Here is a 12,765-nt window from a genome sequence, read left to right as displayed (position 1 = left end):
GATATAAACTCGTCTGTTCAGTGGTTTCTGACGGTTGTTTTTGTGCAGTCTCACGACTGGGTAAAGTCAAAACCTGAAGTTGTTTGCTTACATTGAGCATCACTAAGTGTGGCTGACAATAACATGTTGTCACGTTATTAAATTCTTATAGGTGTCAAAACTGCCGCCAATTCTGCGGTTTTAATTTACGAGTTTTGTCCCGAAGTCGACCATGTTCAAATTTTTATTCAATGTCTTGCTACAACAGCTGCTTCTGAATGACGTTGCTACGTCGTCACTATCAGTCAATTTATCTTGTTCAATTGCTTTTTATGTTCATTAATCAACATTCGTGCTCAAATTATTCAGGCAATATATTACGCGCATCGCCGATAATTGAACGCTCGTGTTGGCTGGGTAATTATAAAAGCTTTGGAAAACTTAGCGCGGATCTGTATGATCGGCAACCCAGAATATGCTTCACGAATGTATTAATGTGATAAAAGCACCGTTGTTACTTGCAAACTTTATGTTCGCGACGGTGATTATCCCACTATTACAGTCGCGTTAGCAACTAAATTATTTACTTAAATCAGTGATTAGGCAATGTCAGAAAAAACCGGCTTACAAGTTTCGTTTGTTACCATAGGTGAAGACCATCTAGGTCAACGTATTGATAACTTTCTTATTACTCACCTAAAAGGTGTGCCTAAAAGTGCAGTTTATAAAATTCTTCGTAAAGGCGAAGTGCGAGTAAATAAAAAACGCATAAAACCTGTCTACAAACTACAACTAAATGATGTGGTTCGTATTCCACCTATTAAAGTGGCCGAAAAAGAAGAGTTTGTGCCAAAAAAACTCGATAAAGTAAAACAACTTGAAGACGCCATTTTGTTTGAAGATAAGTATTTAATGGTGATCAACAAGCCTTCGGGTATGGCTGTGCATGGTGGCAGTGGCCTAAGTTATGGCTTAATCGAAGCACTTCGCGTACTTCGCCCTGAAGAGCGTAGTTTAGAGCTTGTACACCGCCTAGACCGTGACACATCAGGTTGCTTGCTTATTTCTAAACGTCGTTCAGTGTTAACTGATTTACATAAACAGTTACGTGAAAAAACCATGGAGAAAAACTATTGGGCATTAGTTGATGGTCAATGGGATTCTAAAACGAAAAATGTTACCGAAGGACTTCGTAAAAACACCTTGAAGTCTGGTGAGCGTGTGGTTCGTGTTGATAATACCGAAGGTAAACCATCACACACGCGTTTTCGTGTGCTTGAGCGATATGCTGAGTGCTCATTAGTGCAAGCGTCGCCGGTAACAGGGCGTACTCACCAAATTCGTGTACATACGCAATGTAAAGGTCATCCAATTGCGTGTGATGATAAATATGGTGTTGCAGAGTTTGATCAATACGTAAATAAGCTGACTGGTTTAAATCGTTTGTTTTTACATGCCCACGATTTACGTTTTATGCACCCTAAAAACGAAACAACCATGCATGTTGAAGCGCCACTCGATAATGCACTTCAAAACTGTATCAAAAAGCTACGTGCCGATAATGAACAAGTTTAAGCTGGTTATTTTTGATTGGGATGGCACTGTGATGGACTCTGTGCCAAAAATTGTTACCTGCTTGCGAAATACTGCGCGAGACTTAGGTATTCCTGTTCCAACAGAGCAACAAGCAAAAGATGTTATTGGTTTATCGCTGGCAAAAGCCACTGAAGTGCTTTTTCCGGCGCATTTACATTTAAGAGACGAACTCGTTGCAGGTTATAAAGCACAGTACCGTGAGTTAGATGTTACACCTACACCTTTATTTAAAGATGTAGAATCCGTTTTAAAGCAGTTAAGTGATGCAGGCATGCAATTGGCAGTGGCTACCGGTAAAGGGCGTGAAGGCATTGATAGGCTTCTTGATGAGTCAGGCCTTGGGAAGTACTTTTTGAATGTAAAATGCTCTGACGATGCTGAGTCGAAGCCATCTCCAGATATGCTTGAGCAAATTTTACGTGAGCAGGGTATAGCAAAAGGTGATGCTGTGATGATTGGCGATAGCCAATTGGATATGGCAATGGCTAATGCCGCAGGTATTGCTTGTGTTGGAGTGAGTTTTGGTGCTCATAGCCCGGCGCAGTTACAACAACATACGCCGTTATGTGTTGTTGATTCATACCAACAACTTTTGCAGGTTTTAACTACGCCCCTTGCAGCGCTAACACGTCAACACCAAACTCAGCCAGCACTTTAGTTAATGTGATCAGTGGCAGGCCTATCAATGTATTAGGGTCATCGCCACTGAGCTTTTCAAATAAACAGATACCTAATCCTTCACTTTTAAAACTACCTGCACAGTTGTATGGCTGCTCTGCATCGCAATAAGCATTGATCTGTTCAAGTGTGAGTGCTTTAAATGTCACATCAAATGGCACCACGGTGGTAATTGATTTATCGCTTTGTATATCAAATACACTTAAACCCGTTAAAAAGGTCACTGTATGGCCACTAAACGATGTTAGCTGCTTAATGGCATTCTCTTTAGTATGAGGTTTACCTAAAATTGTATCGTTGAATACCGCAACTTGATCAGAGCCGATCACCAATCCTTCGCTAAAATGTTGTTTGGCAACTCGGGCTTTTTGTTCGCTTAAACGAGTAACTAATTGCTCTGGCGTTTCAGCTGCGATAGGAGACTCATCAATATCTGGAGAAAAACTTTGAAAAGGTAAGTTAAACTTAGTTAATAATTGCTGTCTAAATGGTGAGCTTGACGCTAATATAAGTGTTGGTTTCATAATAAATTCTGGATGAAAATTGTATTTTGCCAAGGATAAGCCACAATGAATCCGAAAACAAAGCAGAAGATCGTTAAAAACCTACCAAAATTGGTTTTTTACTTTGACTAACTTACTAACTATCTATATGATGCAGCCCCTATGCAAAAGGTGAAAATTCCCATCACTCTTCATCCCAGCAAAGCAGCTCAACATCGTTTAACGTATGACGGTATTGTCCCGCTTGAAAAACTTTCTCGTTTAGAGCAAGTTGTGCAGGAGGAAGCAGGTGAAATAGCGGTAAAGATTCATTGCAAAATTGACGAGCAAGGTTTAGTGGTAATAAGTGGAAACTTATCAACACATGTAACTGTAACTTGTCAACGCTGTAATGGAGAATTAGGGTTGGATTTGGAACAAGACTTTGTGTATTCGCCAATTGGTTTGGATGCAGAGTCAGATCATTTACCTGAAGGTTACGATGAAGTAGAGCTGGACGAAAACGGTGAAATCAACGTATTTGAGTTAATCGAAGACGAACTGATTTTAGCTATTCCAATAGTGCCTACACACAACGAAGCTTCATGCAGTTATTCATCAGAGCCTACTAGCTTTGGTAAATTAGCAGCAAAAGATGACAAACCAAATCCATTTGATATTTTGAAACAACTTAAGAAAGATTCTTAGGAGAAGACTAATGGCTGTACAAAAAAGCAAAAAGTCTCGTGCAAGACGCGGCATGCGCCGTTCACACGATGCGATCAGTGGTCCAACTTTAACTGTAGATCAAGTTTCTGGTGAGACTCACCGTCGTCACCACGTAACTGCTGACGGTTACTACAAAGGCGTTAAAGTAATTTCTAACTAAGAGATTGCTATATGCTGACCAATCTAACCATAGCGTTAGATATGATGGGGGGCGATTACGGCCCCCGTTCATCTATCCCCGCTGCCGTGCAAGCGGTAAATGCTAATACCAACTTAAGACTCATCTTATGTGGTAATCAGCAAGTTATTCTAAAAGAACTCGAAGCACTCGATTCTGTTTCACACCCTCGTTTAATTATTCGCCATTGTAGCGAAGTGGTCACAAATGCGTGTGAACCTGCTTCAGCGGTTCGTTCTAAAAAAGATTCATCAATGCGAGTTGCCCTCGATTTAGTTAAATCGGGTGAAGCGCAAGCGTGTGTAAGCTCTGGTAATACAGGCGCGTTATTTTTTATGGCGCATTATGTATTAAAGATGCTTCCAGGCGTAAAACGTCCTGCATTAATCTCTGCTGTTCCAACCGAACGTAAAAACCCTGTTTATTTACTTGATTTAGGTGCTAATGTGCATTGTGACGCACAAACCCTTTATCAATTTGGCATTATGGGTTCTGTGGTAGCAGGGCAGGCACTTGGGTGTGATAACCCAAGAGTTAGTTTATTGAATATTGGCTCTGAAGACATCAAAGGGCATGAAGGAATAAAACAAGCTGCACAGTTAATGCAGCAGTGTGAATATCTCAACTACACAGGTTACAGTGAAGGTAGTGATATTTTCAGCGGAAAAGCCGATGTTATTGTGTGCGAAGGATTTGTAGGTAATGTGGCATTAAAAACCTGTGAAGGTATTGCCAAACTGATCATGCATAAACTCACCAAAGCCTTACACAAGCATTTCTTATACAAAAGTTTAGCGTTTTTATTGCGTCCAGTGATAAAAAAACTCTACAAGCGGGTGAACCCCGACCAGTATAACGGCGCAAGTCTGGTAGGATTGCGCGGTATTGTTGTTAAAAGCCATGGCAATGCCTCACCAAAGGCGTTTCATGCTGCTATTGATGAAGCCGCGCGGGAAGTCGAACGCCAACTCCCTGAAAAAATCGCTGCGATTTTTGAGCAAACACATCCAACAACAAAGTAGTGCAGCATATCTAAAACTTGTTATGCTGCCTGCTACAGAATATTTTTTTGTTTAATTATAAGAGCAAAGTATGGCACATAAAATTGCACTCGTATTTCCAGGTCAAGGCTCACAAACTGTGGGCATGTTATCTGAACTATTAGCTGATTCACAAATTGCTAAAGCAACATTCGCTGAAGCATCTGAAGCTCTTGGCTATGATCTAGCTGCACTTGTACTAAATGGTCCAGAAGAAGAATTAAATCAAACCCATCGTACACAACCAGCACTTCTTACTGCTAGTGTTGCTATTTACCGTCAATGGTTAGACGCAAACCCTGATGCCGATGTTGTTATGGCTGGTCACAGTTTAGGCGAGTATTCAGCATTAGTTTGTGCTGGCGTTGTAAGCTTAAGCGAAGCAGTTAAACTAGTAGAAAATCGTGGTTTATATATGCAAGAAGCAGTACCTGCGGGTGTTGGTTCTATGGCTGCAATCATCGGCTTAGGTGACGACGAAATCAAAGCAGCGTGTGAAGCATCAGCAAATGGTGAAGTTGTTTCACCAGTAAACTACAACTCACCAGGTCAGGTTGTTATCGCTGGCCACAAAGCGGCAGTTGAGCGTGCATCAGAAGCATGTAAAGAAGCAGGTGCTAAACGTGCTTTACCACTTGCAGTAAGCGTACCTTCTCACTGTGAACTAATGAAACCAGCTGCTGAGAAATTAGCTGCTGATTTAGCCGCTTTAACATTTAATACACCTAAGTGTGATGTAATCAACAACGTTGATGTAAAAGCTGAGCAATCAAGTGAAGCAATTAAAGATGCATTAGTACGTCAACTTTACAGCCCAGTTCGCTGGACTGAAACTGTACAAGCATTAGTTGCTCAAGGTATCACACAAAGCTATGAGTTTGGCCCAGGTAAAGTATTAACGGGTCTTGCTAAACGAATTGATAAAGCAATGGTATGTGGTGCGGTTAATACGCAAGCTGCTATTGATGAAGCGAAATAAGTAGGAATAGAATGACAAATTTATTTTCTCTTGAGGGCAAGGTTGTCCTAATCACTGGTGCAAGCCGTGGTATTGGTAAAGCGATTGCAAATACGCTAGTTGCACAAGGTGCAAAAGTAGCGGGTACTGCTACAAGCGAATCAGGTGCTGCTAAAATCAGTGAATACCTAGGTGACAACGGTAAAGGTTATGCCCTTAACGTTACAGATCCTGAATCGATTGAGGCGACACTTGCTGCGATCAAGGCTGATTTAGGCGATATCGACGTATTAGTTAACAATGCGGGTATTACTCGCGATAACTTATTAATGCGTATGAAAGACGGTGAGTGGGATGACATCATCGATACTAACCTAAGCTCAATTTTCCGTTTATCTAAGGCTGTTTTACGCCCTATGATGAAAAAGAAAAATGGCCGTATCATTAATATCGGTTCTGTTGTGGGCACTATGGGTAATGCGGGTCAAGCTAACTATGCTGCAGCGAAAGCGGGTGTAATTGGTTTTACTAAGTCATTAGCACGCGAAGTGGCATCACGTGGCATTACAGTGAACGTTGTTGCACCTGGTTTTATCCAAACAGATATGACAGATGAGCTGACTGAAGACCAAAAAGCAGCTACGCTTGCAAATGTACCTGCAGGGCGTTTAGGCCAACCTGAAGAAATCGCTGCTGCGGTATGTTATTTAGCATCTGACGCTGCTGCGTATGTATCAGGCGAAACATTGCACGTAAATGGCGCGATGTACATGGTTTAATGAAAGTTAGCAAAAATTTGCTAACGAAAGATTATCGAAAATTGTTGAATTTTTTGTGATCTTGCTTTAAACATACTTGAATTCGCTATTAAAATAAGCGATAAATGAACAAATACTATTCGAGAGGTTTGACCAGATAAGTAATTATCAGCAAATCCTTGAATCACAGAATTATGCGGCGTAAACTACGCCGCAATCTGAAAATAACGCATTGGCGTTTTTAATAAAGGAAAGAAGAATGAGCGACATCCAAGAACGCGTAAAGAAAATTATTATTGAGCAACTAGGTGTTAAAGAAGAAGAAGTAAAACATGAAGCTTCTTTCGTTGACGACTTAGGTGCTGATTCACTTGACACTGTAGAACTAGTAATGGCTCTTGAAGAAGAGTTCGACACTGAGATCCCAGACGAAGAAGCTGAAAAGATCACTACAGTTCAAGCTGCGATCGATTACGTTACAGCTCACGCTGAGTAATTTTACGCATTTTGATTTTAAGGGCAGCATTAAGCTGCCCTTAGTCTATCTATAGAATGATACTAATAAATTTGGTATACACCCCACCTAAAATAATTCCCTTATTGGAGGCAACCCGTGGCTAAACGTCGAGTCGTCGTAACTGGCTTAGGAATGTTGACACCGCTAGGTAATGATGTTGAATCTACTTGGCAAGGTTTGTTAAACGGTAAAAGTGGTATTCAAACTATCACGCATTTCGATACCTCAAGTTTCGGCACCAAATTCGCAGGTTTGCTGAATGACTTTGATGCATCAGCTTACATGTCACCGAAAGATGCAAAGAAAATGGATTTGTTTATCCAATATGGCATTGCAGCGGGTGTACAAGCACTACAAGATTCTGGTCTAGAGATCACTGAAGAAAACGCCACTCGTGTTGGTGTAGCAGTGGGTTCTGGCATCGGTGGTTTAACTTTAATTGAAGAAAACCACATCAAACTATTAAATAGCGGCCCGCGTAAGCTTTCTCCGTTTTACGTGCCTTCGACCATTATCAATATGATTTCTGGTCATTTATCGATTATGCACGGTTTACGTGGCCCTAATATTTCAATCGTTACAGCCTGTACTACAGGTCTACATAACATTGGTCATGCTGCACGTATGATTGCATACGGCGATGCAGATGCAATGGTAGCCGGTGGTGCTGAAAAAGCATCGACACCAATTGGTATGGGTGGCTTTAATGCAGCACGTGCATTATCAACTCGTAACGACGATCCACAAGCAGCATCTCGTCCTTGGGATAAAGACCGTGACGGTTTTGTTCTTGCTGATGGTGCAGGTGTTATCGTACTTGAAGAATATGAGCATGCTAAAGCACGTGGCGCGAAAATCTACGCTGAACTCGTTGGTTTTGGTATGAGTGGCGATGCTTATCACATGACGTCTCCACCTGAAGACGGTGCAGGCGCAGCTCTAGCGATGGAAAATGCCCTAAACGATGCACAAGTTAATGCAGACCAAGTTGGTTACATTAATGCTCACGGTACATCGACTAATGCAGGCGATAAAGCCGAAACATCAGCTGTTAAAACTATTTTTGGCGATGCAGCGAAAGATGTGATGGTAAGTTCATCTAAATCAATGATGGGTCACTTGTTAGGTGCAGCAGGCTCGGTAGAGTCGATCATTACTATCTTGTCACTTGTTGACCAGAAAGTAAGCCCTACAATCAACCTTGATAACCCAGATGAAGGCTGTGATTTAGACTACGTACCGCATACTGCACGTGATGCTAAATTGGATTACGCACTATGTAATTCATTTGGTTTTGGTGGTACTAATGGCTCGTTGCTATTTAAAAAGGTATAATTCTTTTTAACAACGGACTAAAAAGAAGAGCCCAGTTGTTTAACTGGGCTTTTTTGTATGAGTAAATTAAAACAAACAATAAAAATAATCACACCAGACACCACAATAAGCGCGCAAGATCGTGGCTTAAATTATGGTGACGGCTTTTTTACCACGGCCTCTGTGGTGAATTCTGTCGTTGAGCACTGGGGTTTACACAAAGCGCGTTTAGAAGAATGCGCGCAAAGACTATTTTTCCCCGAATTAGATTTAAGAGCAATTGAGCGTGAAGTTAACCACGCAATCACTGATACACAAACCGGTATTTTAAAAATAGTTATCACCCGTGGTGCAGGTGGGCGTGGTTATGGCTTACCAGATACACCAAGTATCCAAGTGTTGATCAGTATCATGCCTGCAGTTTCACACTATAAAAGTTGGCAACAGCAGGGTGTAAACCTAGCGGTCAGCGACGTGAAACTTGCACATCAACCTTTACTTGCAGGCTTAAAAACATTGAACCGTTTAGAGCAAGTGCTTATCAAAAAGCAAATGAGCAGCCTTGAATGTGATGACGTTGTTGTACTTGATTATGATAACAATGTGATTGAGTGCTCTGCTGCAAATATTTTTGCTATTAAAGACGGTCAAGTTATATCACCTAAGTTAGACCGCTGCGGTATCACTGGGGTTTATCTCAGCGCTTTATGTGATAAGTTAGCCATTGAATTTAAAGCAATCCAATTCGATGAGCTTTTAGCTATGGATGCCGTATTTATGTGTAACAGTTTAATGGGCGTGGTTCCCGTTGCACGGATTGCTGATACACAGTTTGATATTGAATGCAGTAAAGCGCTATTAACGGCGCAGTTTGCCAAGGAGAGTGTGTGATAAAAGTCATTGTTAGCGTGCTGTTATTAGCATTGCTATGTTGTGGTATTGGCTATCAACAGCTTCAATCAGCATTAAAAATGCCGTTAAAAGTTGAAAACAGTACTTTATTTAAAGTAGAACGTGGCACTGGCTTTAATCAGCTTTGCCAAGCATGGCAAACAAAGCAGTGGGTTGATAGCTGCTTTAAATTTCAGGTACTCGCAAAATTAGATCCTACGCTTACCGATTTAAAAGCGGGTCTTTATGAACTAGATACAAGCGCCGTTATTGATAATATTCGTCGTATCAATCAAGGTGCACAAGTGAGCTTTAGCTTCACAATTATTGAAGGTCAGCCACTTCGTGACGTTGTTGCTAATATCCAAAAACAAGCGCATTTAAGCCAAGACTTAGATACAGAAAATTTAGCGACGCAGATAAGTAGCACACAAGAAAATTTAGAAGGCTGGTTGTTCCCTGACACCTATCACTACCATAGTGAAGATACTGCCAGCGGCGTATTAAAACGCGCATACAGCAAAATGCAGCAGGAATTAGACGCTGCATGGCAAACTAGAGCAGCAGATTTAGTATTAAGTTCACCGTATGAAGCGTTAATACTGGCTTCTATCATCGAAAAAGAAACGGGCCTTGCTTCTGAGCGACCACTAATTTCTGCGGTATTTACCAATCGTTTAAAAACCAATATGCGCTTACAAACCGATCCAACGGTTATTTATGGTATTGGTGCTGATTTTGATGGCGATATAAAACGAAAAGATTTAACAACCTATACACCGTATAACACGTATAAGATAAAAGGCTTGCCGCCAACACCCATAGCCATGCCTTCGAAAGCAGCGATTTTGGCCGCGGTTAATCCACCTGAGTCTGAATATGTGTATTTTGTTGCGAAAGGGGATGGCAGCCATCAATTTTCGAAAACATTGCAAGAACATAATCGAGCGGTAAAACAGTACCAATTAAACTAACAACCAGAATTGAGTCATATGACAGCGAAATTTATAGTGATTGAAGGCCTAGAAGGGGCCGGAAAATCAACGGCTATTGCCGTATGCCAAGCTTATTTAGAAAACAAGCAAGTCGATTTTATTAATGTACGTGAGCCTGGCGGTACAGCTATGGCTGAAGAGCTGCGTAATATCGTCAAACAGGCTCACCAAGAAACAGTGACGAGTGAAACAGAGCTGTTAATCATGTATGCAGCACGCTCGCAATTGGTTGCTAATGTTATTAATCCGGCACTTGAAAAGGGCACTTGGGTTTTAGGTGATCGTCATGATCTTTCATCACAAGCATATCAAGGTGGTGGTCGTGGTATTGAACAAACTAAACTCTCTTTTTTAGCTGATATGGTGCTAAATGGTTTAAAGCCTGATTTAACTATTTATTTAGACATTGACCCAGCTGTGGGTCTTGCCCGTGCAAAAGGCCGTGGTGAACTTGATCGTATCGAACAAGAAGCATTAGGCTTTTTTGAGCGCACTCGCGCACGCTACCTTGAAATAGCTAAAACTGATAGCAGTATCAAAACAGTGGATGCAAACCAAACAATGCCAGAAGTACATGCGGCAATCACAACCGTGCTTGATAACTTTTTTGCAGGTTTAAATTAATATGCCTTTGCCGTGGCTTGAAGGGCTTTATCAGCAACTAGCGCAAAGTTTTGCACAGCAACGCTTTCATCATGCTCAGCTATTTAACGGTGATAAAGGTGTTGGCAAACAATGTTTAGTCGATTCGCTCGCCGATGGCTTACTTTGCACGTCACCTGTAAATTTAAAAGCCTGTGGCAATTGTAAAAGCTGTCAACTTAATCAAGCGGGTACTCACCCTGATAAACGCGTTGTAAAGGTGGAAGGCCAAACAATAGGCGTTGATGAAATTCGTGAAATCAGTGATTTTATCAACCATTCAGCGGCGCAAAATGGTAACAAAGTAGTGGTGCTCGAACAGTGTCACAAAATGACCACTGCCGCGGCTAATGCTTTATTAAAAACCCTTGAAGAGCCAAGCTTACGCCGTTATTTATTGTTAACGTGCGAGCAAACAGCATTATTACCAGCAACTATTTTAAGTCGCTGTGCCGTACATGAAATAAAAGTTAACCCAGAATATACAACACAATGGTTAACTTCATTAAATATTGCTAATTATTCATGGTTAGAGTTGTTCGCTAGGCAGCCACTGCTTGTGCAGAAGTGGCAAAATGACAACCAACTTGAAGCTATTGATTCACTTTTTAAATTTGCAACTGAGATAAAAGACAGCCATAATTTCAGTGCGTTAGTCGACATTCTTAATAAAGATCATAGCTTGGTTAATGTATTTGCTTTGTTTTTAACAGAGCATCTTAAAACGCAATTGGTTTTAGGAATGGACTTTTTCAATTATCAGAAAGCGCAATCTGCAATTTCAGAGTTTCTTTATAACAGTTCACATGTGCTTGGATTAAACTTGGAACTAGCAATTTCACAATTAGCGTTTACTTTACGTGAAAGCCAAAATCAGGAAGTATCGTGCAAGAATTATTAGTAGATATTGAAGACTTAGAAGAATTATATCGCTGTTATATGCCTTATCTAAAAAATGGTGGTTTGTTTGTTCGCACTAATATGCGCTTTGAAATGGGTCATTCATTGGCTTTAAAGGTCACATTACCAGATGCACTAGAGGATGATGTAGTAACAGGTAAAGTTGCTTGGATCACACCGCAAGGTGCACAAAGCTCAAACCCACCAGGTATCGGTGTTAATTTTATCGACGATAAAACCAATTTGAATGCGAAAATCGAAAAACTACTCGGTACTATGTTAAACTCCGGCAATCCGACCTATACCATGTAATAAAAGTAGTACCATGATTGTAGATTCTCATTGTCATTTAGATCGTTTAGATTTTGATAAACTCGACTTAGACTTAGACCAAGTACTCGATAATGCTCGTGCAAAGAAAGTAGAACACTTTTTATGTGTAAGCGTAACTTTAGATCAATTCCCAAGTATGCTGGATAAAATTAAACACTATCCAGATGTTTCTGCATCATGCGGTGTGCATCCACTTGATCAAAAAGACGCACTCGATAAGCAAAAGCTTATTTCACTTGCAAGCCACGACAAAGTGGTAGCTATTGGCGAAACCGGTCTTGATTACTATTACTCAAAAGACACCCATATTGTTCAGCAAGAGAGTTTTGTTGGTCATATCGAGGTTGCCAATGAGCTAAATAAGCCGCTTATTATTCATACACGAGACGCTAGAGAAGACACTATTAACTTAATGCGCGCTCACAATGCCGAGAATTGTGGGGGTGTATTGCATTGTTTTACAGAAAATTGGGAAATGGCCAAAAAAGCCATTGATATGGGCTTTTATATTTCGATTTCGGGCATTGTTACGTTTAAAAATGCCGTAGAGTTAAAAGACGTTGTAAAGCAAATTCCGTTAGATCGCTTATTGATCGAAACAGATTCACCGTATTTAGCGCCTGTTCCATATCGTGGTAAAACAAATCAACCAGCCTATGTTGAAGATGTCGCTTACTACATCGCTGAGTTAAAAGGGCTTACTTTTAACGAATTAGCTGAAGCAACAACTAACAACTTTTATTCGTTGTTTAATCAAGCTAAAAGGGCGTAATAG

The 12,765-nt window shown here is 40.8% G+C and carries 16 protein-coding genes; 15 read left to right on the top strand and 1 reads right to left on the bottom strand.

Annotated features, from left to right (window positions below):
- Positions 1-585 precede the first annotated feature (585 nt).
- Both rluC and EXT43_RS04335 read left to right on the top strand, forming a co-directional pair.
- Positions 586-1,554 (top strand): 23S rRNA pseudouridine(955/2504/2580) synthase RluC, encoded by a 969-nt coding sequence (rluC, locus tag EXT43_RS04340; protein WP_054561362.1) that lies wholly within the window; start codon positions 586-588, stop codon positions 1,552-1,554.
- Positions 1,541-2,233 carry an HAD-IA family hydrolase gene (locus EXT43_RS04335; protein ID WP_130166428.1) on the top strand — a complete coding sequence of 231 codons (693 nt, stop codon included), beginning with the start codon at positions 1,541-1,543 and terminating at the stop codon, positions 2,231-2,233. The genes rluC and EXT43_RS04335 overlap by 14 nt, the downstream gene beginning before the upstream one ends.
- Here the strand turns inward: EXT43_RS04335 and EXT43_RS04330 are convergent.
- Positions 2,181-2,777, bottom strand: coding sequence for a nucleoside triphosphate pyrophosphatase (locus EXT43_RS04330; RefSeq protein WP_130166427.1), 597 nt, complete (start codon positions 2,775-2,777; stop codon positions 2,181-2,183). The two genes, EXT43_RS04335 and EXT43_RS04330, sit on opposite strands and share 53 nt — an antisense overlap.
- 141 nt (positions 2,778-2,918) lie before the next feature.
- Here EXT43_RS04330 and yceD point away from each other — a divergent pair, with 141 nt between their 5' ends.
- The 13 genes from yceD to EXT43_RS04265 all read left to right on the top strand — a co-directional run bounded on the left by yceD (position 2,919) and on the right by EXT43_RS04265 (position 12,762).
- Positions 2,919-3,443 carry a 23S rRNA accumulation protein YceD gene (gene yceD, locus EXT43_RS04325; RefSeq protein WP_054554711.1) on the top strand — a complete coding sequence of 175 codons (525 nt, stop codon included), beginning with the start codon at positions 2,919-2,921 and terminating at the stop codon, positions 3,441-3,443.
- Between the two features lie 10 nt (positions 3,444-3,453).
- The gene (gene rpmF / locus EXT43_RS04320) at positions 3,454-3,624 is read left to right on the top strand and encodes a 50S ribosomal protein L32 (protein ID WP_036967969.1); all 171 of its coding nucleotides are present in this window, start codon (positions 3,454-3,456) and stop codon (positions 3,622-3,624) included.
- Between the two features lie 11 nt (positions 3,625-3,635).
- A complete protein-coding gene (gene plsX, locus EXT43_RS04315) occupies positions 3,636-4,664 on the top strand; it encodes a phosphate acyltransferase PlsX (protein ID WP_054554712.1) in 1,029 nt (342 codons plus the stop codon).
- 70 nt (positions 4,665-4,734) lie between these two features.
- A complete protein-coding gene (gene fabD, locus EXT43_RS04310; protein ID WP_054561366.1) occupies positions 4,735-5,661 on the top strand; it encodes an ACP S-malonyltransferase in 927 nt (308 codons plus the stop codon).
- Between the two features lie 11 nt (positions 5,662-5,672).
- Positions 5,673-6,419 carry a 3-oxoacyl-ACP reductase FabG gene (fabG, locus tag EXT43_RS04305; RefSeq protein ID WP_054554714.1) on the top strand — a complete coding sequence of 249 codons (747 nt, stop codon included), beginning with the start codon at positions 5,673-5,675 and terminating at the stop codon, positions 6,417-6,419.
- 238 nt (positions 6,420-6,657) lie between these two features.
- The gene (gene acpP, locus EXT43_RS04300) at positions 6,658-6,894 is read left to right on the top strand and encodes an acyl carrier protein (protein ID WP_016707440.1); all 237 of its coding nucleotides are present in this window, start codon (positions 6,658-6,660) and stop codon (positions 6,892-6,894) included.
- Between the two features lie 117 nt (positions 6,895-7,011).
- The gene (gene fabF, locus EXT43_RS04295) at positions 7,012-8,250 is read left to right on the top strand and encodes a beta-ketoacyl-ACP synthase II (RefSeq protein ID WP_054554715.1); all 1,239 of its coding nucleotides are present in this window, start codon (positions 7,012-7,014) and stop codon (positions 8,248-8,250) included.
- Between the two features lie 57 nt (positions 8,251-8,307).
- Positions 8,308-9,120 carry an aminodeoxychorismate lyase gene (gene pabC, locus EXT43_RS04290; RefSeq protein WP_062565261.1) on the top strand — a complete coding sequence of 271 codons (813 nt, stop codon included), beginning with the start codon at positions 8,308-8,310 and terminating at the stop codon, positions 9,118-9,120.
- Entirely contained in the window at positions 9,117-10,094 is a 978-nt protein-coding gene (gene mltG / locus EXT43_RS04285; protein ID WP_130166426.1) for an endolytic transglycosylase MltG, read from the top strand. Before pabC ends, mltG begins: the two co-directional genes overlap by 4 nt.
- Before the next feature lie 18 nt (positions 10,095-10,112).
- Entirely contained in the window at positions 10,113-10,739 is a 627-nt protein-coding gene (gene tmk / locus EXT43_RS04280; RefSeq protein WP_130166425.1) for a dTMP kinase, read from the top strand.
- Between the two features lies 1 nt (position 10,740).
- On the top strand, positions 10,741-11,658 hold the full coding sequence (locus tag EXT43_RS04275; protein ID WP_130166424.1) for a DNA polymerase III subunit: 918 nt from the start codon (positions 10,741-10,743) through the stop codon (positions 11,656-11,658).
- Positions 11,643-11,969: a PilZ domain-containing protein gene (locus EXT43_RS04270; RefSeq protein WP_054554720.1), complete on the top strand. Its 327-nt coding sequence runs from the start codon at positions 11,643-11,645 to the stop codon at positions 11,967-11,969. The genes EXT43_RS04275 and EXT43_RS04270 overlap by 16 nt, the downstream gene beginning before the upstream one ends.
- Before the next feature lie 13 nt (positions 11,970-11,982).
- Positions 11,983-12,762, top strand: coding sequence for a YchF/TatD family DNA exonuclease (locus EXT43_RS04265; RefSeq protein ID WP_130166423.1), 780 nt, complete (start codon positions 11,983-11,985; stop codon positions 12,760-12,762).
- Positions 12,763-12,765: the final 3 nt, after the last annotated feature.

The sequence above is a fragment of the Pseudoalteromonas sp. CO109Y genome, assembly GCF_004208935.1.
Lineage (GTDB): Bacteria > Pseudomonadota > Gammaproteobacteria > Enterobacterales > Alteromonadaceae > Pseudoalteromonas > Pseudoalteromonas shioyasakiensis.
Note: the sequence above shows the minus strand (reverse complement) of the source record. Positions and strands in the feature narration are given on the sequence as shown.